Below are 26,346 nucleotides of genomic sequence, written 5' to 3'. Positions count from 1 at the left end.
GCCTGAAAATCGAACGACGACCTATTGGATAGGTTCCCATTTTTCGAGGAAAGCTGGTCGGACAACCTCGGGCAAAAAGGTCTGTTGGGCCAAATGCCTTCAAGCCTGTATGAGAGATGTCCCAAAAATATCTGCCGAGATCGCCTCCCCAGCAGGGCCAACGGGAGACAAGCGGCATGGTTCTGGGGTAGAGTACACAATTAGCACGCGTAAAAGTGGTTAAATGCGCTCACGTTAATCAGTCCGACATTTTAGATTGGACTTTATTAGGTCCGGATGCTAATTTTTAAACAAATTTTCAAGGAATTTCATTTTGGAAAACCCTATCTTCGAGCAAAAGTCAACGTTCCTGAGCGCTATGGCCAACGAGCAGCGGCTGCGTGTTCTCGATATCCTGACGCGGGGCGAAATGCCGGTCGGCGCATTGGCCGATATGATCGGGCTTAGCCAGTCGGCGCTGTCGCAGCACCTCGCGAAGCTTCGCTCGGCCCACATGGTGAAGACCCGCCGCGATGCGCAGACGGTCTACTACACCGTCAATTCGGAAAGTGTTCGCAAGGTCCTGGCGCTGCTCGAGGAAATCTTCGACGCCCCAGAGGTCAAGGCAGAGGAACTCAAGGCGGGCTGATTTAAAGTCGGCTGGCTTTTTCAGGTTTGCTGCAGCAAGACACTAGGTCTTCAGCAGCGAGCTGATCCTGCGGATGGCCAGTTGATAGCCTTCCGTACCGAGACCGGCAATAACGCCGTCTGCGCGGCTCGACACGAAGCTATGGTGCCGAAATTCCTCGCGCTTGTGAACATTCGAAATGTGCACTTCGATCACCAGGCCGTCAAAGGCGTTCAGCGCGTCGAGGATGGCAACTGACGTGTGGGTGAATGCGGCCGGATTGATGACGATGGCAGCCGCCTCGTCGCGGGCCGCATGGATCCAGTCGATAATCTCGTATTCCCGGTTGCTCTGCTCGAAGCGGATCGTATGGCCGAACTCCTGCGCCACCCGGTGGCAATCGGCTTCCACCATCGACAGGGTCTCATGGCCATAGACCTCCGGCTGGCGCTTGCCGAGCAGGTTCAAGTTGGGGCCGTTCAGGACGTAGATCAGGCTCATGGTAATTTCTCGACTGTAGCGGAGGCTGATGCCAACTGCCGACCCCAAGGCTACAGCATCGTACCCGTTGCTGTCGACCACCGGCTCGACGACACGTTAAACTCTCAGGCGAGATCAGCCCTGCTTTTCGGCCGGCGCCTCGACGTGCTGGCGATCTTGGTGGCGCCGCACGAGCTCGGCCTGTACCTCGTCCTGGAACAGCATCACCTGGCGGCGGACGTCATCCTCGGAAAGACCCACCGCCGTCAGCTGCGCGGCCAACCTTCGGCATTCAGTTTTCCAGTAATCGACAGCGTCGGTGCCATGCTTGTCGTCCAGTTCACGCGCACAACGCTCGATATCACCCGCACGACTTGCCACCGGAAACACCACGATATTGCCATTGCCAACGACACTCAGCAGTTCACTCAACTTCGACGCCATGCGACTCAAAACCCTCGTTTACTGCTCCCTGTTTACGCGCAGTTGGTTAACGGTCTCTTGGCGAGGTAACCGGAATGGCACAACCGCGCCCTCTACCTTTCCATGATATCTGCCTTATGTCTAAAGCAGGCGAAAAGCGGTGGAGGAAAGGGTGCAAGGACTTGGGCTGAAGCCAGACAACGAGGCGGAACGGCTGATTGCCGTCCGTTCCCTGAGTTCTGCACGCGGTGGCGCGACCACCGAAATGGAAGCTCTGGCAGGACTTGCCCGCAATGTTTTCGGAACTGCCTTTGCGGCCATCAACATCGTAGAGGAGGACTGGCTTCGCATAGCCGGTCAGGCGGGCCTGGTGCTCGGCGATTGCGGCCGCGACCAGTCGATCTGCACACGGGTCGTCTACGGCAACGACCTGCTCGTCGTCCCCGATCTGAAGGAAGATCCCGAGCTCAGGCATCTCCCCTTCGTCGACGGCGATCCCTTTTTCCGCTTTTATGCAGGAGCACCGGTCGAGCTCGATCCGGGGTTGGCAGTGGGCGCATTCTGTATTCTCGACACCCATCCGCGCGAGCTCGACGTCTTGCAGATCGAGACATTGCGAAACTTTGCGGTGGTCGCCAGCGCTCTGTTGCGGCTGCAAAAGTCGAATATCGTCATGTCGCTCACCGAGCAGGATCTCCGCACGGCGGCGATGACGGACCCGCTCACCGGTTTCTTCAACCGATCGGCGCTGCCGGCCTTCGTCGATAGCGCTTTGACAAAGGCCCTCGAATCCGACCGCCCGTTCGGAGCGCTCTATATCGACCTTGACGGGTTCAAGGCGATCAATGACCGGCTCGGCCATCACGGCGGCGACGATATCCTGCGCCAGGGGGCGGAGCGCATCCGCGCAGTCATCCGCTCGAGCGACATCGCCGTGCGCATGGGCGGCGACGAGTTTGCCATCTTCTCTCCGGAACTCGGCAGCCCCAGAGCAACAGCCGCATTGGCGGAACGGGTGGTCGGGGCCTTCCGCGAGCCTTTTGTGATCGAGGGGGAAATGATCCGCGTCAGCGTCAGCGTCGGAGCGGCCGTGGCACCGGAGGCCGGCAATGATCGGCAGACGCTTCTGAAGAATGTCGACGACGCACTGTACCGGGCGAAATCGGCAGGACGCGACCAGTTCGCCTTGTACCGCCAATAAACAAAAAAATGGGCCGCGACCCTTTCAGGAGGCGGCCCATCGATGACGCAACAGACTAACCTTATGCGGCGGCGGAGACGCTGCCTTCGGTCGGAACTTCTGCAATGGTCTTCAGGATCTGCGAAGCGATCTGGTAGGGGTCGCCCTGCGAGTTCGGGCGGCGATCTTCGAGGTAGCCCTTGTAGTCGTTCTTGATGAACGAGTGCGGCACGCGGATCGATGCACCACGGTCGGCAACGCCGTAGGAGAACTTGTTCCACGGAGCAGTTTCGTGCTTGCCGGTGAGGCGCTTGTCGTTGTCAGGACCGTAGACATTGATGTGGTCCATCAGGTTCTTTTCGAAGGCTGCCATCAGGGCTTCGAAATAGGCCTTGCCGCCGACTTCGCGCATGTAGGCGGTCGAGAAGTTGGCGTGCATGCCCGAGCCGTTCCAGTCTGTGTCGCCGAGCGGCTTGCAGTGATATTCGATATCGACGCCGTACTTTTCGGTCAGGCGCTGCAGCAGGTAGCGGGCTATCCACATTTCGTCGGCGGCGCGCTTGGAGCCCTTGCCGAAGATCTGGAATTCCCACTGACCCTTCGCCACTTCGGCGTTGATGCCTTCGTGGTTGATACCGGCTGCAAGGCAGATGTCGAGGTGCTCTTCGACGATCTGGCGCGCGATGCTGCCAACGTTCGAATAGCCGACGCCCGTGTAGTAAGGACCCTGCGGAGCAGGATAGCCGGCTTCTGGGAAGCCCAGCGGACGGCCGTTCTCGTAGAAGAAGTATTCCTGCTCGAAGCCGAACCAGGCGCCGGCATCGTCGAGGATGGTAGCGCGGGAATTGCTAGGATGCGGCGTGACGCCGTCCGGCATCATGACTTCGCACATGACGAGAACGCCGTTCAAGCGCTCACTGTCCGGAAAAACGGCAACGGGCTTCAGCACGCAATCGGAGCTGCGGCCTTCGGCCTGCATCGTCGACGATCCGTCGAAACCCCAGAGAGGCAGTTCCTCGAGAGTTGGGAATGCGGCGAATTCCTTGATCTGCGTCTTGCCGCGCAGATTGGGAACCGGCGTGTAACCGTCGAGCCAGATGTACTCGAGTTTATATTTCGTCATGGCGAACCTCTCATAGGTTTACGAAGCTAAGGTCAGTAAAGTCTATCGGCGTCGGCGGCCTCGGATCGTGGCCGTCCACGTTTGCCAAGAGACATGCATTTGCTATGCCAGTTTCTGCGCCAACCCCTTCGCAACGCCATCTTCCAGCGGTTGGCACACTTCTTTAACCAGAATATTCTAAAATTCACATATTAAAGAGGCCAGCGCGCTGCGCTGGTGGCGACATCTGCGGCCTTTTCCGCATGGAAGCGCATCTTCCGGTTCGCTTCGCTCACGGCATAGGCCGGCACAACGCTGACAATGATCTGTCAGCGTAAATTTACGCCACAATATCACCACGATTTCCCTTGCGGAAAACGGCGAATTGCCTACATATTCAACATAATGATTTCTTTTTAATCATTTCGAGCAAATGGCAGGCAGACATGTTACATTGAGAATGCCGGGAGTCGTGATCTCCACGGGGAAACGAAAGATAGACATCAATGGCAAACACACACGCAGAAACGGCAACGATCTACCAGTTTCCCATCATCACCCGTAAGGTCCGACGCGACCTCGGTGGTGACGCGACCGTCGTATTGCTCGATCGAAAGCTCAATCGGTTTTCCGAAGGTGCGTATGCGGATGCTGCCTATGGCGGCAGCTGGTATCATGACGCGGCTATCGAAGCCGAGCACAAGCCGAAGTCCTGATCCCCAAAGCCGGCGCAGACGTCCAGAAGCTTCCGCTGCTCCGTGGCTTGCGATCGAAGTTATGAGCTGTGCCTACATATGCGCGAACCGAAACCATCACGCTCCTAACCATGGGAACATATCCCATCCTGACTGGTTGCTGCTTTTCAACCTCAGGAGGACATCATGGCCGAAGAATTCACACCGAAACCCGCTACGCCGCTAGGCATCATCGAGCCCTCCGACGCGCCGCTCGTCGATGAAGCCCTGGCGCAGCCGAAGTCGGACTTTTCAGATACCGTCGCCGACCAGGTTGAAGCGCTAAAGGCCGAGGTCGCCAGCCTGTCGACTTCCATAGCCGATATGACAGATGCGGCGCGCACCAAGCTCAAGTCAAACGCGAATGCGGTAGAGGCGGTGGTCGACGAGACCGTCAGGCTGCACCCGGTCCTCAGCGTTCTGACCGCAGCCGGCATGGGATATCTCCTGGCACTGGCCGTACACGGCGTCAACCGCCACCGCTGATCCGCCCGCAATCCTTTCGTCTCCCTCGCGCCAGACTCCGGCGCAGGGGGCGAAAGTGAATCCGGGCACAGAACAAAGGCCACGCGCCTGCGTTGTGTCGATGACGGAACTCTGGAGACACCCATGGTCGGCGACGAAAATCTCAAGACCTATCGCGCCAAGCGAGATTTCAAGAAAACGCAGGAGCCGAGCGGCGAAACGGAGATTGCTGCCTCGAACAGAAGGCGGTTCGTCATCCAAAAGCACGACGCGACGAGGCTTCACTATGACCTGCGCCTGGAACTCGACGGCGTCTTCAAGTCCTGGGCAGTCACCAAGGGTCCGTCTCTCGATCCCGGCGACAAGCGCCTTGCCGTCGAGGTCGAGGACCATCCGCTCGACTACGGCGACTTCGAAGGTACAATTCCGAAAGGCCAGTATGGCGGCGGCACGGTGCTGCTGTGGGACCGCGGATACTGGGAGCCGGAAGGCAGCAAGACCCCGGAAAGAGCGCTTGAAGACGGCGATTTCAAATTCAGTCTCGAGGGCGAAAAGCTGCATGGCAGCTTTGTGCTTGTCCGCATGAAGCACGACCGGAACGGCGGCAAGCGAACCAACTGGCTGCTGATCAAGCATCATGACGATCATGCCGTGGACACCGGCGGCGAGAAAATTCTCGAGAAGGATAGCTCCGTCGCGTCCGGCCGCTCGTTGGAAACGATTGCCGCAGGCAAGGGAAAGGCCCCCAAACCTTTCATGCTTGCTAAGAGCACTTCGTCCGCCGGCGCTGTCTGGGACACCAGCGAGGGACTGGCTGCAGAAGAACGCGCTACCAAAGAGCCAACGCGCAAGTCAGCCAAGGCCGAGGTCAAGGGCAAAGCCGGCGCAAAGGAAAGCAGCTCGGCAATGCCGGATTTCATACCGCCGCAGCTTTGTGACACGGGCGCACGGCCACCGTCCGGTAAGGGCTGGGTACACGAAATCAAGTTCGATGGTTACCGCATCCAGATGCGGATAGTGGGCGGTAGCGTCAGCCTGAAGACCCGCAAGGGCCTCGACTGGACGGACAAGTTCAGCGCGATTGCCCGCGCCGCAGAGGCTCTGCCCGATGGCATCATCGACGGGGAAATCGCCGCGCTCGACAGCCATGGCGCGCCGGACTTTGCCGCCCTGCAGGCAGCCCTTTCAGAGGGAAAGACTGAGGATCTCGTTTTCTTCGCCTTCGATCTGCTGTTCGATGGCGGGGAGGACGTGCGCGAACAACCTCTTTCCGAGCGCAAGATTCGCCTGCAGAAGATCTTGGACAAAGCAAAGCCCGATGCCCGCATCCGGTTTGTCGAGCATTTCGACACCGGTGGCGACGCGGTGCTGCGCTCCGCCTGCCAGCTTTCCCTTGAAGGCATCATCTCGAAGAAGCTCGACGCTCCCTACCATTCCGGCCGTAGCGCCTCGTGGTCGAAGTCGAAATGCCGCGCCGGCCACGAGGTGGTGGTCGGCGGATGGGCAACGACCAACGGACGGTTCCGTTCGCTGCTGGTTGGCGTCTACAGAGGCGATCATTTCGTCTATGTCGGCCGAGTAGGCACCGGATATGGCGAGGCGAAACTCAAGACGCTCGAACCAAGACTGGAAGCCGTCAAAGCTGACAAATCGCCATTCACCGGCATCGGTGCCCCGCGCAAGGATGCGAGCATTGTCTGGGCAAGGCCGGAGCTCGTCGCCGAGATCGAATTCGCCGGCTGGACGAATGACGGGCAGGTTCGACAGGCGGCGTTCAAGGGCCTGCGCGACGACAAGCCCGCATCCGAGGTCGAGGCCGAAAAGCCTGCATCGCCTGTAAAGGTAGAGGTGCCGCATCCGGAAGAGAAAGTCCACGCAACCCGGCGGGGCGCAGCAGCCCGGGCGTCGGTCATGGGCGTGGCGATCTCCCATCCAGACAAGGCCATGTGGCCTGACGCCGGCGACGGCGAGCCGGTCACCAAGCTGGATCTTGCCCAGTATCTGGAGGCGGTCGGTCCATGGATGATGGACCACATTGCCGGTCGGCCGTGCTCGATAATCCGGGCGCCCGACGGCATCGGCGGCGAGCAGTTCTTCCAGAGGCATGCAATGCAGAGCACATCGAACCTGCTGGATCTTGTCACCGTATCAGGCGATCGCAAGCCCTATCTCGAAATCGACCGCATCGAAGGCCTTGCCGCGGTGGCGCAAGTCGCGGCGCTCGAGCTGCATCCCTGGAATTGCCTGCCGAAAAAACCCGAAGTGCCCGGAAGACTGGTATTCGACCTCGATCCCGGCCCTGACGTGCCATTCTCGACCGTAGTCGAGGCTGCGCGCGAGTTGCGCGACCGGCTCGAGGAGCTAGGCCTTGTCAGCTTCTGCAAGACCACCGGCGGCAAGGGCCTGCACGTCGTCACACCTCTGTCGGAAGGCAAGACGGCGCTGACATGGCAGGAGGCGAAGACGTTTGCCCACGACCTCTGTCTTCAGACGGCCCATGACGCCCCTGACCGCTACGTCGTCAACATGGCAAAGAAGCTTCGCAACGGACGCATCTTCCTCGATTACCTGCGCAACGACCGCATGGCGACGGCAGTCGCCCCGCTTTCGACACGCGCGAGACCGGGCGCGACGGTGTCGATGCCGATCCTTTGGTCGCAGGTCAAGTCCGACCTCGACCCGAAAGGCTTCACAATCCGCACCGTGCCCGCCCTGCTGAAGAAGAGCTCGGCCTGGGAAGACTACAACGACGGCGCCCGCCCACTCGCCCCGGCGGTAAAGCGCCTCGCAAAATCGCGCGCGGACGCGGCCTGATGGCGGTGAAGGCAGGCCGGAAAGGCAAAAAGGCTGATGTCAGCAAGGGAGACCTGCTCGGCATCGCGCTCGATACATCACCGATGGAGGCGCGCTCCGCCGAGGCGTTGCCGCAGGGCGATGGCTGGCAATACGAACCGAAGTGGGATGGCTTCCGCTGCCTCGCGTTCAAAAATGGCGAGGAAGTCGCGCTTCATGCGAAATCCGGCAAACCGCTCGGACGCTACTTTCCCGAGGTTCTCGCACTATTGGCCGAGATTCCGGCCGAGAGATTTATCATCGACAGCGAGTTGGTGATCGAAATCGACGGTCACCTCTCGTTCGAGGCGCTGCAGATGCGCCTTCATCCGGCGGAAAGCCGCATTCGAAAGCTCGCCGCCGCCACGCCGGCTCGCCTCGTCATGTTCGACATGCTGCTGTCTTCGGACGGGATGCCGCTGGTCGACCTGCCGATGTCCGAGCGCCGTAGCGCACTCGAAAGCTTCGCAAAGCAGAACCCCCGTCCGCGACAGATGGTACTGTCGCCCTTCACGACCGACCTTACCCAGGCTGAGCGCTGGCTTTCGTCGTCGGGAAATAGCGCCACCGACGGCGTCGTCGCCAAACGCCGAGACGGCGCCTACGAGCCGGGCATCCGCGCGATGCTGAAGGTGAAACGCCTGCGCACCGCCGACTGCGTCATCGGCGGCTTCCGCTACGAGAGCAACAGCGCCGAAGTCGGCTCGCTTCTGCTCGGCCTCTACAACGAGGACGGCAAGCTCGATCACGTCGGCTACACCTCGACAATTTCGGACGAGGAACGACCGGATCTCACAAAACAGCTCGAGGCGCTGCAGGCACCACCAGGTTTTGCCGGCAAGGCGCCGGGCGGCCCCAGCCGCTGGACGACCGAGCGCAGCGCAGCGTGGCAGCCCCTGCGGCCGGAGCTTGTCGTGGAAGTCCGCTTCGACCAGGTGACAGGCCGGCGTTTCCGGCACGGAACGACGCTGGTGCGCTGGCGACCGGACAAGGACCCGCGCCAGTGCACATTCGAGCAGATAGCGCCGCCTCTTGCACCGGATGAGGTCGATTAGGGGCCGGTACAAGCCGTCCCTTCACGAACGCTAGCCGGCGTTCGCGGTCAGCCATTCGCTGACATGGCTAACGGTATCGCCGTAGAACGTCTCGTACAGCGACTGCGAGACGTAGCCGATATGCGGGGTTGCCAGGACGTTGGGCAGTGTCCGGAATGGATGATCCGGCAACATCGGCTCGACGTCGAAGACATCCACCGCAGCACCGGCGATGGCCTTGCGCTTGAGTGCATCGATCAGCGCTGCCTCCGTGACGATAGGGCCGCGCGAGGTATTGATGAGGAAGGCGGAAGGCTTCATCAGCGCAATCTCGTCGGCCCCGACCAGTCCGCGACTGCGATCGCTGAGCACCAGATGTACGCTCAGGAAATCGGATTGCCGGAACAGCGCCTCTTTAGAGACCAGCGTCGTCCCGAACTGTTCGGCCTTATCGGCCGTCAGGTTCTGGCTCCACGCGATGGTCTTCATGCCGAATGCCTGGGCGATGGTCGCGACCCGCGAGCCGACATTGCCAAGCCCGAGCAATCCGAGCGTCTTGCCGTTGAGATCGGAACCGATCGAACGCTGCCAGCCGCCGGATCGAAGAGAGGCATTCTCGCTGGCGACGTGACGGGCAACGCCGAGGATCAGCGCCCATGTCATTTCCACGGTCGCCGTCGATGCATAGCCCGTGTGCTTGACGACGATGCCGCGTTCCGCTGCAGCTCCAACATCGATCGAGGCATTACGCGCGCCGGTCGAGACGATGAGCTTCAGGTTAGGCAATTGTGCCAGCAACTCGGCCGGCAGCGGCGTGCGTTCGCGCATGACGCAGATCACATCGAACGGCGCCAACCGCTGGACGAGTTTCTGCCGGTCGGCGAGGTGATCGTTGAAGACGGTGACCTCGGCCCGCGCGGTCACATCGGACCAGTCGGCAAGCGTCAGGGCTACATTCTGATAGTCGTCCAGGACTGCGATTTTCATCTGTGTTCCTTCAAGGGCTGATAAGCCTAACCTAGGAACGAAGAACCATTTTCACAGGGCCGAAACGCGGACGGCGGCCCATCAGCCGCCGCAGGTGCGCAGCTGGCTGTTGTAGGTCGAGGCGATGCCGGCGGCCCGGCGGGCGGTGCGCTGCAGCTCGCCATTGGAGCGGAAGCTGCCGCGGCTGTAGCCGTCATGGCCGACATAATAGGCCATGTAGAGATTGTAGGTATCGTTCAGCGCGATGCCGTTCTGGAGATGGCTTTGCGCATGGTACCAGCCGATGAAATTGATCGCGTCGGCAAAATTGGTCCGTCGGGCCGACCAGTGGCCGGTCGCCCGCTGGTAGCGCGACCATGTTCCATCGAGAGCCTGGGCATAACCATAGGCGCTGGAAGGCCGCGTCCATGGGATGAAACCGAGCAATAGTGTGCGCGGTGGCCGTGCATAGGGCTGGAAACCGGATTCGACGTAGATCGTCGCCATCAGCACCGGCACGGGGACCCCGTACTCGCGCGAGGCCTTGTCGGCTGCCCTTCGCCAGTTGTTGAAAAGGCCGTCGCGCTGCTCGAAAATGGCGCAGCTGTTGCGGATCTGATGGGGCGCCGTCGCGCAACTGGACAACACGACAAGGGCGGCGATAAACAATTTTCGCATCGCAAACTCACTCTCTTCCGAGAGATGAATAAGCGGTAAACGTTAAAAACGGGTTTTTATCGAGTCCGGGAATCGCACAGCGTGATTTTTGGCGAAATGCGCCTGCAAACGGGGAGAAGACAATGCCGGAAACCATCCGCCCGATGCCAGGCGAGGCAGGCATCCTCGAATTCCTGCAGCTGTGCGACAGCTTCTACCCGGCCGATGCCGTCGATGCGTCGATTGGCCAGCAGCGTCTCTGGTACGATGCACTCTGCGCCCAGTTCGAGAGGCGAATGCCGGACGGCATGACGGCAGAAGATTGCCCGATTGGCACCGTCCCGACCCGTCGATATCGCCCCGCCGACGTGCGGACGTCGACGAAACTGCTCTATCTGCATGGCGGCGGCTATGTCGTCGGCTCGCTGTCGAGCCATCATTCGATCTGCGCCGAGATCGCCGACGCTGCGGGCGCCGAACTGATTGCCGTCGATTACCGCCTGGCCCCGGAACATGTGTGGCCGGTGCAGACGGACGATTGCTTCACGGTGCTGAAGCTGCTGCTGGGCGATGGCGAGACGGTCGTCCTAATCGGCGACAGCGCCGGCGGCAACCTCGCGGCAGGCCTGACGCTCAGGGCACGTGACGAAGGGCTGGATGGGATCGTCGGCCAAGTGCTTATCTACCCGGCGCTCGGCGGCGACCTCGTCTCGGGCTCCTACCAGGAGATGGCAGACGCTCCGGGGCTGACAACCGCCGATGTCGCCTATTATCGCGCCATCCTCAAGGCACCTGCAGACGAGCCTGTCGCTCATCCGCTGCTAACCCGGACCTGTGCGGGCCTGCCGCCAGCCTACATCACGGTCGCCCATTTCGATCCGCTGCGCGACGACGGAAGACTTTATGCCGGACGGCTTGCCGCTGACGGCGTCGAGGTCTGGTTCCGCGAGGAGCCGCAGATGGTGCATGCCTGGCTCCGGGCCCGCCATATGAGCAACGGCGCACAGGCAGGCTTTCGCGCAGTCTGCATCGCGGTCAGCCGATTTGCCGACACGCTCTGATCACATCATGTCGCGCGGCACGGCCTTGTCGAAGGTCTTTTCGAAGACCTTCGTCTCGCCCTCGTAGCCGATGACCGAACCGCCGATCAGCCATTCCGTCGCCGTGCAGGCAATCGTCGCGGTCGAGACGGTGCGGACGAACCAGCCGGGCCGCTGCATGTCACAGGTCCACACCGATTTGCCCTTCATCGACAACGGATCGTTGGCGGAGATCGACCACACCTCGTCGCGCAGCTGGCGCGTCGACAGGCCGGTGCCGGGATGCTCGAACAGGCCGGTGTCTTCATAAACGCAGTAATCGGTGCGACCGGCGGAGAGATCGCGCACCACCTGGCGCTTCGTCTCGCTCGGCTTGTGCTCGATATACTTCGGCAGCGGATCGGGGTTATCCGGCTGCTTCATCTCGAACATCTGGTGCTCGCCGAGCAGCGGCATCGCAAGGCCTATAGAGGCGAGATCGATGGTCACGCCTTCGTCGACGGGTGGCGGCAGCAGCATCGGCCAGTAGGCAGTCGACAGCGACAGGCGGATGCGGTGGCCGGCCTGGAATCGATAGCCGCAGGCATCGAGCACCAGACGGATCTGCGTCGGCTCGCCCGGCACCATCGGCTGCGGCTCGGCATTACTGTCACGATGGGCGAGATTAAGAACGCCGAAGGTCACTCGCGTCGCGGTACCGTCCGGATGGATATCGACGAGGCGGGCGCAGAGATTGGCAAGCTCGGCGTGAGCGCGGACTGTCAGCGTCAGTTCGGGGCGCCCTAGGAAGTCATGGGCTTCCGTCAGCACCGGCGTCTGGAACACCAGCGAGCCGCCATCGTCGCCGCGCTGGTCGAGTGCCATCTCGGCATCCGGCTTGAGGGTGAACCATTCGCCGGATGCGGTGCCCGTGTCGAGCGGCGACTTCAGGAAGACCGGGTGCTCCGGCGCATGCGGGATCGGCATCCCTTCCATCAGCGTACCGAATTGCTCGACATAGAAGCACTGCATATCCGGTTGCTGCCATTCGGGCTTGGAAACCCAGAAGCCGGGATCGACATCGCGGCGGGTCGCGGGCTTCGGGGCATCGAGCATGAAAGCGCGCACCTGCGGCAGGTTTTCGATACTGTTGTCCTCGCCGCGCAGCCAGCGGTTCCACCAAGCAATTGCCTCGCCATGGAAATCGGCACGCGGTTTCGGCCAGGCGAAATGTGGATATTTGTGAACCCAGGGGCCGATCAGCGCCTTGGCCTTGTCGCCCAGTCCCTCGACGGCTTTCAGCGGCGTATTGCGGTAACCATCGGCCCACCCGGCGATTACAAGGGCCGGAACCTTGAAGGCCGAGAAATCGTCGCCGATCGATCCATGTTGCCAGAATGCGTCGCGACGCTGGTGCTGCAGCCACTCCTCCATGAAGAACGGCTCGTTCTCCAGCCGCTCCATCCACATCTCGCGCCAGCGCTCGCCGACGATCTCGGGGTCGGGCGCACGTGACTGGTAGGCGAGCATGGTCGCTGCCCAGGAGAGCTGCGCCGACAGATGGCAGCCGTCCTTGTAGTGAATGTCGTCATTATAGCGATCGACGGTCGAGGCGATCGAGATCACCGCCTTCAGCGCCGGCGGATTGAGGGCTGCCACCTGCAGGCAGTTGAAGCCGCCCCAGGAAATCCCCATCATGCCGACAGACCCGTTCGACCACGGCTGGGCGGCAATCCAGGCGATCAGCTCGCAGGCATTGGCGAGCTCCAGCTCGGTATATTCGCCATCGATGACGCCATCGGATTCGCCCGACCCCCGGATATCGACGCGCACCCCGGCAACGCCGGCAGCCGCAAACACTGGATAGGTGGATTCGTCTCGCGGGCTGGTTCCATCACGCTTGCGATATGGCAGGAACTCGAACACCGCCGGCACCGGATCTGCCTCGGCATTGTCAGGCATCCAGATACGGGCAGCGAGCCGCGTGCCGTCGGCAAGCGTGATCCACTGGTTTTCGATGACGGTGAAGGGGCGGTCAGTCATGGCATTCCAATTCCAAGGCAATAGTCAAAGGCAATAATCAGATGTCGAAGAACTTGATAGGTATCAGTCTTTCGTTCCAGCAATAGCTACTCGTGCATGACCCCTGCCTCAGCACTCAGCCGAACGCCTGGAAGATTTTGATAGTCATCATAGGATAGAATGACCGCCGACTTTTCGCCATCGCGGGTGATGATGGTGGGCTTGCTTTTCAATGCGTCTTTAACGAGGGCGGACAACTTTTCCTGTGCCTTCTGAAGTTCAATCTCACGCATGTTGCACCTCCAAAGAGTATAGTTGATCTTAGCACCGCGCCCTGTCCTTTCACGGCGCAGACGCGCCGTGGCTGGATACCTGTGACGGGCACAGGTATGAGGAAGACTTTGAGCCAGCGCCGACAGACACCAGCATCATAGCTCAATTCCCCGCGCTCTCCATCTTCCGCGTCGTCAAGACCTTCTCCAGCCAGCCGATCTCCATTTCCGGCACCGATTTCAGCAACAGGTCGGTGTAGTCGTCGAAGGGTGGCGAAAGGACCGTCGATTTCGGCCCGAACCGAACCAGCTTGCCGCGATGCATAACTGCGACGCTGTCGGCGATGGCGCGCACGATGGCGATGTCATGGGTGATGAAGATGTAGGAGAGCTGCTTTTCCTCCTGCAGCTTCATCAGCAGGTTTAGGATGCCTTCCGCGACCAGCGGATCCAACGCCGAGGTCGGCTCGTCGCAAAGGATCAGCTCCGGATTGGCGGCAAGCGCACGGGCGATGGCGACACGCTGCTTCTGGCCGCCGGAGAGTTCGGCCGGATAGCGATCGACGAAACCGGTGCCCATCTCGATCTGCTCGAGCAGCTCTTTCACCCGGGCTGTCTTTGCCGCACCGCGCAGGCCATAATAGAAGGTCAGCGGCCGGCCGATGATATCGCGCACCGTCTGGCGCGGGTTCATCGCCGTGTCGGCCATCTGGTAGATCAGCTGGATGCGTCGAAGGTCGTCGTTCGAGCGACCTTTCAGGGCAGGGGACAGCATTTTATCGCCGAACGAGACACTGCCCTGCTGGGGCGGTAGCAGGCCGGTAATGACGCGTGCCAGCGTCGACTTTCCGGAACCGGATTCGCCGACGATCGCCAGCGTCTGGCCCTTCGGCACATGCAGCGTGACGTCGAACAGCACCTTGAAGCCGTTGGAATAGCCGGCAGTGATGTTCTCGACCTTCAGCAGCGTGCCGGTCTGGACGGCAGCCTCGGTCCGCAGCGCCTGGCGGACGTTGACGAGCGCTTGAGTATAGGCCTCGCGCGGCGCCTCGATGATCTGCTGGGCGGTGCCGTATTCCACCGTCTTGCCGTTGCGTAACACCATGATGTCGTCGGAAATCTGGGCAACGACGGCAAGGTCATGGGTGATGTAGAGGGCCGCCGTGTTGGTCGCCTCGATGGCGTGCTTGATAGCGGCGAGCACGTCGATCTGGGTCGTCACGTCGAGCGCCGTGGTCGGCTCGTCGAAGACGATCAGCTCCGGGTTGGAGCACAGTGCCATCGCGGTCATGGCGCGCTGCAATTGCCCGCCGGAAACCTGATGCGGATAGCGCTCGCCAAACGTCTCGGGGTTGGGAAGGCCGAGGACGCGGAACAGATAGAGCGCGCGGGCCCGGGCCTCTTCCTTGGTCATCAGGCCGTGCTTGACGGAGGCCTCGATGACTTGTCCGCCGAGCCGGTGCGCCGGATTGAAGGCGGCCGCAGCCGATTGTGCCACGTAGCAGACGCGGGCGCCGCGCACGCGGCGGATGCCGGATTTGCCGAGCGCCAGAAGGTTCTCACCGTCGAGCAGCACTTCCCCGCCGGTGATTTCGGCGCCCCCGCGACCGTAGGCAAGTGCCGACAGGCCGATGGTCGACTTGCCCGCACCGGATTCGCCGATGAGGCCGAGCACCTTGCCCTTGGCGAGATCGAAAGAGACATCGTCGACGATAGTCACGCGCTTGGGCGGCTCGCCGGGCGGATAGCTGGTGGCCTCGATCTTCAGGCCGCGTACCGAAAGCAGCTCAGGCATCGCCACGTCCTCCCTTGAGGCTGGACGTCCGCTTCAACAGCCAGTCGACCACCAGATTGACACAGATGGCGAGCGCCGCGATGGCCCCGCCGGGCAGGAGCGCCGCAGAAATGCCGAAGATGATGCCGTCCTTGTTGTCCTTCACCATGCCGCCCCAGTCTGCAGTCGGCGGCTGGATGCCGAGACCGAGGAAGGAGAGGGTGGAAAGAAACAGGATTGCGAAGGCAAAGCGCAGGCCGAATTCAGCCAGGAGCGGCGACAGCGTGTTTGGCAGGATTTCGCGGAAGATGATCCAGATCTTGCCTTCGCCACGCAGCTTTGCCGCCTCGACGAACTCCATCACCGCCACGTCGAGCGCCACCGCGCGACCGAGACGGTAGACGCGGGTACTGTCGAGAATAGCCATGACCAGGATCAGCACGACCAGGTTCTGCGGCAGCACCGCCAGAACCACCAGCGCGAAAATCAGCGTCGGGATCGACATCATCAGATCGTTGAAGCGCGACAGCACGGTGTCGATCACGCCGCGCGAGACGGCTGCGGTAAACGACAGGATGATGCCGAGCGAGAACGAGATCAGCGTCGCACCGAGCGCCACGGACAGCGTCGTCCGGGCGCCGAAGATCAGCCGCGAGAGAATGTCTCGGCCGAGATTGTCGAGCCCGAAGTAGAATTGCCCGTCGGCCGGCGCCCAGACCTCGCCGACGACCTCGGTCTCGCCATGCGGGGCGATCCACGGGGCGAAGATAGCGCAGACCAGCGCCAGCAGGATGCCTGCCATGCCGACCCAGGCGGTGATGGGGATCTCTCTCAATCTCATCGCGGATGCCTCAGACGGGGGTTGGCGACAATGGCAAGGATGTCGGCCACCATGTTCAAGAGGATGTAGACGGCAGCGAAGATTAGGCCGCAAGCCTGGACGACGGGCATGTCGCGCACCGTCACGGCGTCCACCATGTACTGGCCCATGCCGGGATAGACGAACACCACCTCGACCACGACAACGCCGACGACGAGATAGGCAAGGTTCAGCGCCACGACGTTGATGATCGGCGCCAGCGCATTCGGCGCCGCATGCCGGACGATGGAGCGGAAGGCGCTAAGGCCCTTCAGTTCCGCCGTCTCCATATATGCGGACGACATCACCGAGAGGATCGCCGCCCGCGTCATCCGCATCATGTGGGCGAGCACGACGAGAACCAGCGTTGCCGTCGGCAGGGCAATTGCTTGCAGCCGGTCGTAGAGGCTCATTTCGGCATAGACGGTGGCCGGGAAGGTGGCGACGCCGAACTTTACGGCGAAGAACATGATCAGCAGGTAGCCGATGAAAAACTCAGGCAGCGAGATCGCCGCCAGCGACACGATGTTGATGATCTTGTCCGGCATCCGGTTGCGGAAATGCACCGACAGCATGCCGAGCCCGACGGCCAGCGGCACGGAGATCAATGCCGCAAATCCGGCGAGAAACAGCGAATTACCGAGCCTGAGGCCGATCTGCTCGCTGACCGAATTCTGGCTCGCCCAGGAGGTACCGAAGTCGCCGACCATGGCATGGCCGAGCCACGACAGATAGCGCGACAGCAGCGGCAGGTTGAGTCCCAGCTGATCGCGGATGTTGGCGATTGCCTGAGGCGTCGCCGACTGGCCGAGATAGGTGGAGGCGAAATCGCCGGGCAGCGCCTGGAGGCCGACGAAGATCAGCAGCGAGACGGCAAACAGCAGGACTATGCTGAGGATGAGACGCTCGAGGATCAGCGCCGCCAGTGGAAACTTCTCGCGCAGCCTGCGGCCGGGAAGACCGTCGGTGTCGATCGAATTGGACATGGGCTGACCGCCTTTTCTGAAACGGATAGGGCTTTTCTGAAACTTGAGGGGGTGGATCGGGGGCGAGACGTCCCACGATCCACACTCCAGTCTGGCGGGCGGCGCATCGGCCGCCCGGTTTCAGTCTCAGGCGTCGAGCCAGACGCGGGTGGCGACATAGCCGTTCGACATGTCGTTGCCGATGTCCTGGACATAGTTCATCAGCTTCTTCGAACCGGCGTTCACGAAGTCGTTGAACATCGGCAGGATGGTGCCGCCTTCGTCGCGGACCATCATGGCCATCTGGCGATAGAGGTCTTTGCGCTTGGTCTCGTCCAGTTCGGCACGGGCCGATACCAGCAGCTTGTCGAAATCCGGGCGCTTGAAACGGGTGTCGTTCCAGTCGGCGGTTGACAGATAGGCGCCGGAATAGAACTGGTCCTGCGTCGCGCGGCTGCCCCAGTAGGAAGCGCTGAACGGCTGCTTGTTCCAGACGTTGGTCCAGTAGCCATCGGCCGGCTCGCGCTTGATCTCGAGGTTGATGCCGGCCTTCTTGGCGCTCTGCTGGAACAGCACGGACGCATCGACGGCACCGGGGAAGGCAACTTCGGAGGTCCGCATCAGAATCGAGCCGTCATGGCCGGACTTCTTGTAGTGGAACTTCGCCTTGTCCGGATCGTACTTGCGCTGCTCGATGCCATCGGGGAACAGCGCATAGGTGCTGTTGATCGGGAAGTCGTTGCCGAGCGAACCGTAGCCGCCAAGGATGCGCTTGACCATTTCCTCGCGGTCGATGGCGTATTTCAGCGCGAGACGCAGGTCGTTGTTGTCGAACGGTGCGGTGTCGCAGTGCATGATGAAGACGTAGTGACCGCCGCCGGCCGTCGTCAGAAGCTGGACGTTCGGGGCGCGTTTCAGAAGGTTGACCGTCTTTGGATCGATGCGGTTGATGCAGTGGACCTGGCCGGAGGTGAGGGCGGCGACGCGGGCCGTCGCGTCGTTCATGGTGATCAGTTCGACGCTGTCGACATAACCGCGATCCGTGCGCCAGTCGTTCGGGTTCTTCTCAAAGGTCATGCGAACGCCGGCCTGGAAATTGGCCACCTTGTAGGCGCCGGTGCCGATCGCTGCCGTCGGGTTGTCCATGCCGCCGTTCGGCTGGATGACGAGGTGGTAGTCGGTCAGGAGCGCCGGCATGTCGGCATTGCCCTGGTCGAGGGTGATGACGAGATCGCCGTTCTGGTTCTCGATCTTGGTCAGCGACTTCATCATGCCGAGAGCGCCGGACTTCGACTTCTCGTCGGAATGGCGGTGCAGGGTGGCGACGACGTCGTCGATGGTCATTTCCTTGCCATCGTGGAACTGCACGCCCTTGCGGATCTTGAAGGTCCAGATCTTGGCGTCAGGCGACGATGTCCAGGATTCGGCAAGTGCCGGAAGTGGCTTGCGGGTCTGCGGATGGGTTTCGACCAGCGTGTCGCCCCAGGTGCGTACCGCGACGAACATGACCTGCGAGGTGGCCGAGGCCGGATCGATGCTGTCGGTCGACGAGCCGCCCTCCAGCCCGAGCTTCAGGTGGCCGCCCTTTTTCGGCGTCTGCGCCATGGCGCTGGTGGCAAACATCGCGTCGGCGGCGGCAAGCGTGATACCGGCGGCCATGGCGCGACCCATGAATTCGCGGCGGTTCATGCCCCCCGAGGTGACACGACCGGTCAGATATTTCGTAAACTCGCTCATTCCCTGTTCCTCTTCTCTGGTTGTTATTAGACTTCGTATCCCGGCTGCCGTTTTCGGCGTTAACTTCCCGGTCCGATCCATTGCCGACGACTATACGGAGATAGCAGCCAATTCAAACCCTTGATCGATCTCCCTGATAAATTCGCCGCATCTTTTCGTGACCGGATGCGCGGCAATCCTCGACGTGTATCGGCGGATCGGCTGGCCGCCCGCCATCGGTTTCACCCTGCAGTAATGGCGGGTTCACCACCGATTGCAGCGGTTGAACGCGACAGAAACTACCCCCGATGCGACGATGCGGACCGGCATCCCTGCCAATCCGCCCATCGATCTCCAGGCTGTCGCCTCGCGGCCCGAATCCCGGGCCGGCGGCACCGATTGCGATACCCATTCTACCCCTGTCGTTTCTGCCCGACATGCCGTCCCACTCCCTCCGGCGGAGGCAGCGTCGCATGGGCACCGGCGATGGCCATGATTCTGTTCAAGATAATTTCCGGCGCCGGCATCGCCTTGGCAGCCTTGGAGTCCACGTGCAGCAGCATCTGCTCTGCGGTGGCGATCGCTTCGCCCGTCTCGCTGTTGTGGATCGTGTGGAAAACCTGCAGCCGCTTGTCGTCGGCGAAAAGAATCTGGCAGGTGGCATGGATCGGCTGTCCGAGTTTCGCTTCACCGAGATGCCGGATATGGGTCTCGACGGTGTAGTAGCTGTGACCGTCCCGGACATAGGCGAGATCGACGCCGACGAGCCGCAGCAGCGCATCCGACGTGTCGCCGAACACCTGCAGATAGCGGTGTTCCGTCATGTGGCCGTTATAGTCGACCCAGGCCGGGCTGACCTTGGTCTCCACCAGTGTCAGCGGCCGCGCCGTGTCGTGCAGCGTATCGCGCTTGCCGCCCTCGGCCCAGAGGCCATCCTCGAAATCCTTCAGCAGCTTGCCGGCACCCCAGCCATTGCCGCCGTCGCCGCCCTTCAGCGTCTGCAGGATGCCGACGAGGTTTTCGTCACGGATGCGCTCGAGTTCGCGGATCGAGCGACCGCCGGCCTGCTCGTCAGATTGCCGGCCGATCTTTTCCACCAGCGCGTCGTCGAGATCGACGACATCGGTGAGCTTGCTCCAGGGCCAGGCGAGGCACGGGCCGAACTGCGCGAGGAAATGCCGCATGCCGGCTTCACCCCCGGCAATGCGATAGGTCTCGAACAGCCCCATCTGCGCCCAGCGCAGGCCGAAGGAATAGCGGATGACGTCGTCGAGCGTTTCGACCGTGCAGATATCGTCCCTGATCAGCCACAGCGCCTCGCGCCACAGCGCCTCCAGCAGGCGGTCGCCGACAAACGCCTCGATCTCCTTGGCGATATGGACGCCCTTCATGCCGATGGGCACCAGACGCTCCATTGCCGCCCTGATCGTTTCGGCGGAGGTCTTCTCGCCACCGACGATCTCGACCAGCGGCAGCAGGTAGACCGGGTTGTAGGGATGGGCGACGAACAGGCGTTCCGGGTGGCGCATGTCGCGCTGCAATTCGCTCGGCAGCAGGCCCGAGGTGGAGGAGCCGATCAGCGCGTCCGGCCGGGCGGCCGCATCGATCTGGTTGAGCACGCCGCGCTTGAGGTCGAGCCGCTCCGGCACGCTCTCCTGGATCCAGTCCGCATCGGCAACCGCCTCCTCGAGGCTTGCCGTGAACGTCAGCTGACCCCGCGCCGGCAGCGGCGCCCCGGTCAGCATCGCATAGGCCCGCTCGGCATTGGCCAGCACTTCGCCGACAATCCGCTGCGCGTCCGGATGCGGATCGAACACCTTGACGTCGATGCCGGCCAGAAGAAACCGGGCAATCCACCCCCCGCCGATAACGCCACCGCCGATGCAGGCCGCTCTATTGATTTTGGTCATAGTGGTTCCTGCCATGCTCTAACTTCCGTCGTCCGACCCATATTGCTACCGCTTTGTCAGCTTCAGCTTCCGCCGGACCTCGTCCGGCCCGATAATGCGACCGCCCATGCCTTCGACGACGGTGACGGCTTTTTCGACCAGCTGGGCATTGGTGGCGAGCTTTCCCTTGCCGACATAGAGATTATCCTCCAGCCCGACGCGGACGTTGCCGCCGGCAAGGATGGCGGCTGCCGGATAGGCCATGGCGTTGCGGCCGATCGAGAACGCCGAAAATGTCCAGCTCGGCGGCACGTTGTTGACCATCGCCATGAAGGTATTGAGATCGTCGGGCGCTCCCCACGGGATACCCATGCAGAGCTGAATCAACACCGGGTCCTCGATCAAGCCTTCCTCGACCAGCTGCTTGGCAAACCAAAGGTGGCCGGTGTCGAAGGCCTCGATCTCCGGGCGGACGCCGAGGTCGGTCATCTTCTTCGCCATGGCGCGCAGCATGCCCGGCGTGTTGGTCATCACGTAGTCGCCAAGCGAGAAATTCATCGTGCCGCAGTCGAGCGTGCAGATTTCCGGCAGGCACTCGGCGACGTGGGCAACACGGTCCGTGGCGCCGCCCATGTCGGTGCCGACAGGATTGAGCGGCAGTGGATTTTCGACGTCGCCGAAAATCATGTCGCCGCCCATGCCCGCCGTCAGGTTCAGCACGACGTCGACCTCGGAGGCGCGGATGCGGTCCGTGACCTCCCGATAAAGCTCGATGCGGCGGCTGCCGGCACCGGTTTCGGGATCGCGAACATGACAATGGACGATGGCAGCGCCGGCCCTTGCGGCATCGATGGCGGATTCGGCGATCTGCTTCGGGGTAACCGGCACATGGGCGGACTTCGAAGCCGTATCGCCGGCACCGGTAACGGCACAGGTGATGAACACATCGCGATTCATGGCAAGAGGCATTTGGGGGTCTCCATTGGTTGACCGGATTACGCGGCATGACAGAGAGGATTGCTTTGCATTTTCGGAAGTTGATTATACATTATCGGAAACGGACCGCGATCCCTATGCTGACCTCGTCGAATGCCCCGCTGGATATCGACCTGCTGATCCTGCCGGAGACCAACCTGATCCTGATCGCCTCGGTCATCGAGCCGCTGCGAGGCGCCAACCGCATTGCCGGCAGCGAGATCTACCGGTGGCGATTGTTCACCCCCGACGGCGCTCCGGTGCAGACGACGAGTAATATCCAAATCCCTGTAGACGCCGCCTTCCGTCCGGCCAGGGAGACGACGCCGCTGTTCGTGCTCGGCGCCTACAACTGGCAGCGCAGCGCCACGCCGGCCCTGAAGATGCAGCTGTCCCAGACCGCGCGTTATCGCACGGTCATCGCCGGCATCGAATCCGGAACATGGCTGCTGGCGGAAGCAAGCCTGCTCGACAACGTGGCGGCCACGACCCATTGGGAGGATTTCGACGATTTTGCCGCAGCCTATCCGCAGGTACGGATGGTGCGCGAACGCTTCGTCATCGACGGCAAGCGCATCACCACCGGCGGCTCGCTGCCAACAGTCGACCTGATGCTCGAAATCATCCGGCGGCGGCAGGGCTATTCGCTGGCACTGGAGGTAACCCGGCTCTTCATCTACGAGCAGGCCGGTTCCCGCAGCAACACGCAGGTCATGCCGTCGACGGCAGCGTTCGGGATGAACGATCCCCGCGTCGCTCACGCGGTGCGGCTCATGGAAGAGACCGTCGAGCAGCCCCTGTCGCTCACCCGCCTCGCCAGGCGCGCAGGGCTCAGCGCCCGTCATCTGCAAACGCTGTTCCGCGAAAGCGTCGGCGTTGCGCCCCACGTCCACTACCTCGCGCTCCGCCTCAACGCCGCCCGCCGCAAGGTGATCGAGACACCCGCCACCTTCGCCGACATCGCCGCCGCCACCGGCTTCAACTCCGCCTCCGCCTTCTCCCGCAGCTACCGCACCCAGTTCGCCGAAAGCCCCTCCCAAACCCGCAACCGCATCGGCCGGAGGGTTTGAGCGGGCCATGGGAGAAGAAGGGAGAAGAATATCGGCGGGTAACCAGGCTTCAATTTTTGATTGTACCTATTGATATACTCGCGCAAAGATACGGCGATGAAAGGCTACGTCTACATACTCGCATCGAAACGCAACGGTACGCTTTACATCGGCGTGACTCGGGATATGGCCGGCCGGCTTTACGACCACCAGAATGAACTGACCCCCGGCTTCACCTCGCGACACGGTGTGAAAACGCTGGTCTGGTTCGAGGAGCACGATCTGCTGACAGCCGCGATCACCCGCGAGAAAACGATGAAAAAGTGGCCCCGACAATGGAAGCTCAACCTGATCGAGACCACCAACCCCGATTGGCAAGACATCTCCCACTATCTTCACGGCCTGTAGAACGGTGGAAACCCGGCACGACGGCGCTGGAGTCGCCCACAAGCGGTAACCCTCGCACGTGTAGGCTCGTCACAAGCATAGGTGTGTGGCGCGGATCCACAGACTGAGCAGGTATTGAAAAATATATCCATAACTGCCAAACGCTTCAAACTCCAACCTTGCCCTGACGCCCCCGGCTCCCTCATTCCTGTGCTCGTCACAGGAATCCAGTCACGGCGCGTCTGCGCCGTGAGAGGACTCTCTGTTGGTGAGAAAAGTGTTTATCGCCCAAGGACTTGGGCGGCTGGATTCCTGTGACAAGCACAGGAATGAGGGAGGTCGGGGTGGCTCTTTCCGGTTTTGTGATCTTTCTGATTTCTTACACTCTCTCTCTCCTCTCTCGCTTCCCTCCATCGCCCCTGCTCGCAGCACCTCATGGGGATAAACCGTTGGGATTTCCGTTTGGAAACAATGCCGGCATCATAGTTTCATCCCCGCTTTTGCGGGTTGATCTATAATCACCCCGTTCCGCCATCGGATACACCGGTCCGCGTTGCCGGCGAGGTGGGGCCGGGTCTTGGAGGGGTTGCCGTCTACGCAGGCGACTTCTTCGAGGGTCCGCAGAAAGTGGATCCCTTCGAGCCCCTTAGGCTCGGCATGCCTGTGTGGCGTAACTCCGGCAGCTTTTCCCCTCAACGGGATCTGGGTCGGAAACAGAGGATCCGGAGTTGCGGATAAAAACTGTCGAACGGGGCACATCGCGTGTCACTTCACTAAAAAATCATCAGGCACTCGGTGTGCCCCGGCCATCAGAATTGTCATGACACGGACCGAACAGGTCGCGTGAACGGGATGGTGCGGATGCTGGGCCGGAGGAGGCGGGCGTGCGGGGATATCTTCGCTTGCGGGTTGTCCTCCCCCTTGAATTCGAGAGCTGTCTTTGCCAAGTCAGAGGCCCCAATGACATCGACAACGCCTGAAGAGATTGCCATGACGACTGCTGCCGAGACCCCCGTGGAAAATCACGCCTTCGAAGCCGATGTATCCAGGCTTCTTCACCTGATGGTTCACTCGATCTACTCGGACAAGGACGTATTCCTGCGCGAGTTGATTTCGAACGCTGCCGACGCCTGCGAGAAGCTGCGGTACGAGGCCATAGCAGCGCCCGAACTGCTGGCCGGCGACCCTGCCTCGAGGATCAGGCTGACGCTCGACGAGGAGAACCTCGGCTTCGTGCTCGAGGATAACGGCATCGGCATGAGCCGCGACGACTTGATCGAGGCGCTCGGCACCATCGCCCGCTCCGGTACCCGCGCCTTCATGGAGATGGTCGAGGCGGCCAAGGGCAAGGACGGCGCCCAGCTGATCGGCCAGTTCGGCATCGGCTTCTATTCCGCCTTCATGGTTGCCGATCGCGTCGACGTCATCTCGCGGCGCGCCGGATCGGATGAAGCCTGGATGTGGTCGTCCGACGGCAAGGGCACCTATACTATTACCGCCGTTCCCCTCGAGCAGGCACCGGCGCGCGGCACGCGGATCACGCTGGCGCTGATGGAAGATGCCCAGTCCTACGCCTCGCGCTGGACTGTCGAGCGCATCGTCAAGGAACAGTCCGGCCATGTGCCGGTGCCGATCGAGATCGTCGAGAAGCCCGGCGAGGAGCCGAAGCAGATCGCCGACGGCTCAGCGCTCTGGACCAAGCAGAAGAGCGACATCAGCAAGGAGGAATACACCGATTTCTATCGCGGCCTCTCCGGCCAGTTCGACGAGCCGGCCGTCACCGTGCATTTCCGCGCCGAGGGTCGCCACGAATATACCGGGCTTGCCTTCGTGCCGAACTCGCCTCCCTTCGATCTCTTCGATCCCGACCGCAAGGGCCGCATCAAGCTTTACGTCAAGCGCGTCTTCATCACCGACGACGCCGACCTTTTGCCGCGCTACCTGCGCTTCGTGCGCGGCCTGATCGATACGTCGGACCTGCCGCTCAATGTGTCGCGCGAGATGATCCAGCAGAGCCCGATCCTTGCCGCCATCCGCAAGGGCCTGACCAGCCGCATCCTCACCAGCCTCGAGAAGCTGGCCGAAAGCGACAACGACACCTTCATCAAGGTCTGGGAAGCCTTCGGCACCGTGCTGAAGGAAGGCATCTACGAGGATTACGAGCGCCGCGCCCAGCTGATGGCTCTGGCCCGCTTCAAGAGCACGGCGTCCGGCGACGGATACCGGTCGCTTGCCGACTACGTCAAGGACATGAAGGAAGGCCAGACGGCGATCTACTATCTCGCCGGCGGCAATACGGCCCAGCTGGCAGCTTCCCCGCATATCGAAGGTTTCCGCGCCCGGGGCGTCGAAGTGCTGCTGCTCACCGATCCCGTCGACAGCTTCTGGGTGACCAATGCACCCGATTTCGATGGAAAGAGCTTCAAGTCGGTATCGCAGGGATCAGCCGATCTCGCCGACATAAAAAAAGCCGATGGCGAAGCCCAGCCGAAGGCCGAGACGACGCAGCTGGTCAGCGACTTTATCGCCTTTGCCAAGACGACGCTCGGAGATGCACTCTCAGATGTCAGGGCCTCCGACCGGCTGACCGAAAGCGCCGTATGCCTCGTTGCCCCCGAGCATGGCCCGGACCGGCAGCTCGAAAAAATCCTGCAGGGTGCCGGCCGCCTCGACGCCGCCGCCAAGCCGGTGCTGGAAATCAACCCGGACCACGCGCTGATTACCGCGCTTGCCGGCACTGCCGGACAGGACGCGGCGTTCCAGACGGATGCCGTGCAGTTGCTGCTCGACCAGGCGCGCATCCTCGACGGCGACAAGCCCGAGGACCCGCGGGCGTTTTCTGATCGCCTGTCGCGGGTGCTGGAGCGCGCCCTGAAGTCGTAACATCCGGGACGACTCGACGAATGCCGCAAGAGCCCTAGTTCGACGGGATAACAGGG

The 26,346-nt window shown here is 61.7% G+C and carries 23 protein-coding genes; 10 read left to right on the top strand and 13 right to left on the bottom strand.

The genetic code is table 11. The features are described from left to right. Positions 1–313 precede the first annotated feature (313 nt). Entirely contained in the window at positions 314–628 is a 315-nt protein-coding gene (locus PR018_RS28005; RefSeq protein WP_224128023.1) for an ArsR/SmtB family transcription factor, read from the top strand. 42 nt (positions 629–670) lie between these two features. Here the strand turns inward: PR018_RS28005 and aroQ are convergent, their stop codons facing one another. Further along, complete coding sequence (gene aroQ / locus PR018_RS28000) at positions 671–1,108, bottom strand: type II 3-dehydroquinate dehydratase (RefSeq protein ID WP_142824886.1); 438 nt, start codon at positions 1,106–1,108, stop codon at positions 671–673. A 114-nt stretch (positions 1,109–1,222) separates the two neighbouring features. Continuing rightward, a complete protein-coding gene (locus PR018_RS27995) occupies positions 1,223–1,531 on the bottom strand; it encodes a DUF6074 family protein (RefSeq protein ID WP_142824885.1) in 309 nt (102 codons plus the stop codon). Positions 1,532–1,682: 151 nt separating this feature from the next. Here PR018_RS27995 and PR018_RS27990 point away from each other — a divergent pair, with 151 nt between their 5' ends. Next, a complete protein-coding gene (locus PR018_RS27990) occupies positions 1,683–2,711 on the top strand; it encodes a sensor domain-containing diguanylate cyclase (protein ID WP_224128021.1) in 1,029 nt (342 codons plus the stop codon). Between the two features lie 61 nt (positions 2,712–2,772). Here the strand turns inward: PR018_RS27990 and PR018_RS27985 are convergent, their stop codons facing one another. Beyond that, on the bottom strand, positions 2,773–3,813 hold the full coding sequence (locus tag PR018_RS27985; protein ID WP_142824884.1) for a glutamine synthetase beta-grasp domain-containing protein: 1,041 nt from the start codon (positions 3,811–3,813) through the stop codon (positions 2,773–2,775). A 485-nt stretch (positions 3,814–4,298) separates the two neighbouring features. Here PR018_RS27985 and PR018_RS27980 point away from each other — a divergent pair, with 485 nt between their 5' ends. The 4 genes from PR018_RS27980 to PR018_RS27965 all read left to right on the top strand — a co-directional run bounded on the left by PR018_RS27980 (position 4,299) and on the right by PR018_RS27965 (position 8,878). Beyond that, positions 4,299–4,508 (top strand): DUF2735 domain-containing protein, encoded by a 210-nt coding sequence (locus PR018_RS27980; RefSeq protein ID WP_142824883.1) that lies wholly within the window; start codon positions 4,299–4,301, stop codon positions 4,506–4,508. A gap of 165 nt (positions 4,509–4,673) precedes the next feature. Then, positions 4,674–5,012, top strand: coding sequence for a hypothetical protein (locus PR018_RS27975; RefSeq protein ID WP_142824882.1), 339 nt, complete (start codon positions 4,674–4,676; stop codon positions 5,010–5,012). Positions 5,013–5,135: 123 nt separating this feature from the next. Then, the gene (gene ligD / locus PR018_RS27970; protein WP_142824881.1) at positions 5,136–7,805 is read left to right on the top strand and encodes a DNA ligase D; all 2,670 of its coding nucleotides are present in this window, start codon (positions 5,136–5,138) and stop codon (positions 7,803–7,805) included. Continuing rightward, positions 7,805–8,878, top strand: coding sequence for an ATP-dependent DNA ligase (locus PR018_RS27965; protein WP_142824880.1), 1,074 nt, complete (start codon positions 7,805–7,807; stop codon positions 8,876–8,878). Before ligD ends, PR018_RS27965 begins: the two co-directional genes overlap by 1 nt. A 30-nt stretch (positions 8,879–8,908) precedes the next feature. Here the strand turns inward: PR018_RS27965 and PR018_RS27960 are convergent, their stop codons facing one another. Together PR018_RS27960 and PR018_RS27955 are read right to left on the bottom strand one after the other, a co-directional pair. After that, on the bottom strand, positions 8,909–9,844 hold the full coding sequence (locus PR018_RS27960) for a D-2-hydroxyacid dehydrogenase family protein (RefSeq protein ID WP_142824879.1): 936 nt from the start codon (positions 9,842–9,844) through the stop codon (positions 8,909–8,911). A gap of 81 nt (positions 9,845–9,925) precedes the next feature. Then, the gene (locus PR018_RS27955; protein ID WP_142824878.1) at positions 9,926–10,501 is read right to left on the bottom strand and encodes a transglycosylase SLT domain-containing protein; all 576 of its coding nucleotides are present in this window, start codon (positions 10,499–10,501) and stop codon (positions 9,926–9,928) included. A 122-nt stretch (positions 10,502–10,623) separates the two neighbouring features. Here PR018_RS27955 and PR018_RS27950 point away from each other — a divergent pair, with 122 nt between their 5' ends. Further along, positions 10,624–11,541: an alpha/beta hydrolase gene (locus tag PR018_RS27950; RefSeq protein ID WP_224128019.1), complete on the top strand. Its 918-nt coding sequence runs from the start codon at positions 10,624–10,626 to the stop codon at positions 11,539–11,541. Here PR018_RS27950 and PR018_RS27945 read toward each other — a convergent pair whose 3' ends face one another. The 8 genes from PR018_RS27945 to bcoG form a co-directional block, all read right to left on the bottom strand. After that, entirely contained in the window at positions 11,542–13,542 is a 2,001-nt protein-coding gene (locus tag PR018_RS27945; protein WP_142824877.1) for a CocE/NonD family hydrolase, read from the bottom strand. It abuts the gene before it with no gap. Positions 13,543–13,628: 86 nt separating this feature from the next. Then, positions 13,629–13,814 (bottom strand): type II toxin-antitoxin system Phd/YefM family antitoxin, encoded by a 186-nt coding sequence (locus tag PR018_RS27940; RefSeq protein ID WP_142824876.1) that lies wholly within the window; start codon positions 13,812–13,814, stop codon positions 13,629–13,631. Positions 13,815–13,956: 142 nt separating this feature from the next. Next, on the bottom strand, positions 13,957–15,588 hold the full coding sequence (locus PR018_RS27935) for an ABC transporter ATP-binding protein (RefSeq protein WP_142824875.1): 1,632 nt from the start codon (positions 15,586–15,588) through the stop codon (positions 13,957–13,959). Beyond that, positions 15,581–16,408 carry an ABC transporter permease gene (locus PR018_RS27930; protein ID WP_142824874.1) on the bottom strand — a complete coding sequence of 276 codons (828 nt, stop codon included), beginning with the start codon at positions 16,406–16,408 and terminating at the stop codon, positions 15,581–15,583. The genes PR018_RS27935 and PR018_RS27930 overlap by 8 nt, the downstream gene beginning before the upstream one ends. Next, entirely contained in the window at positions 16,405–17,412 is a 1,008-nt protein-coding gene (locus PR018_RS27925) for an ABC transporter permease (protein ID WP_142824873.1), read from the bottom strand. The genes PR018_RS27930 and PR018_RS27925 overlap by 4 nt, the downstream gene beginning before the upstream one ends. A 126-nt stretch (positions 17,413–17,538) precedes the next feature. Then, a complete protein-coding gene (locus tag PR018_RS27920) occupies positions 17,539–19,128 on the bottom strand; it encodes an ABC transporter substrate-binding protein (protein WP_142824872.1) in 1,590 nt (529 codons plus the stop codon). Between the two features lie 392 nt (positions 19,129–19,520). Further along, a complete protein-coding gene (locus tag PR018_RS27915; RefSeq protein WP_142824871.1) occupies positions 19,521–21,017 on the bottom strand; it encodes a carnitine 3-dehydrogenase in 1,497 nt (498 codons plus the stop codon). Positions 21,018–21,062: 45 nt separating this feature from the next. Then, positions 21,063–21,965 carry a 3-dehydrocarnitine:acetyl-CoA trimethylamine transferase BcoG gene (gene bcoG, locus PR018_RS27910; protein WP_142824870.1) on the bottom strand — a complete coding sequence of 301 codons (903 nt, stop codon included), beginning with the start codon at positions 21,963–21,965 and terminating at the stop codon, positions 21,063–21,065. Positions 21,966–22,069: 104 nt separating this feature from the next. Here bcoG and PR018_RS27905 point away from each other — a divergent pair, with 104 nt between their 5' ends. The 3 genes from PR018_RS27905 to htpG all read left to right on the top strand — a co-directional run bounded on the left by PR018_RS27905 (position 22,070) and on the right by htpG (position 26,290). Beyond that, on the top strand, positions 22,070–23,041 hold the full coding sequence (locus tag PR018_RS27905; protein ID WP_142824869.1) for a GlxA family transcriptional regulator: 972 nt from the start codon (positions 22,070–22,072) through the stop codon (positions 23,039–23,041). Between the two features lie 96 nt (positions 23,042–23,137). Then, entirely contained in the window at positions 23,138–23,428 is a 291-nt protein-coding gene (locus PR018_RS27900; protein WP_111221098.1) for a GIY-YIG nuclease family protein, read from the top strand. Positions 23,429–24,367: 939 nt separating this feature from the next. Beyond that, positions 24,368–26,290, top strand: a complete 1,923-nt coding sequence (gene htpG, locus PR018_RS27895) for a molecular chaperone HtpG (protein ID WP_224128017.1) — start codon at positions 24,368–24,370, stop codon at positions 26,288–26,290. Positions 26,291–26,346: the final 56 nt, after the last annotated feature.

It is taken from the genome of Rhizobium rhododendri, from assembly GCF_007000325.2.
GTDB lineage: Bacteria > Pseudomonadota > Alphaproteobacteria > Rhizobiales > Rhizobiaceae > Rhizobium > Rhizobium rhododendri.
The sequence above is the reverse complement of the archived record's forward strand: the minus strand, read 5'-3'. Positions and strand labels throughout refer to the sequence as shown.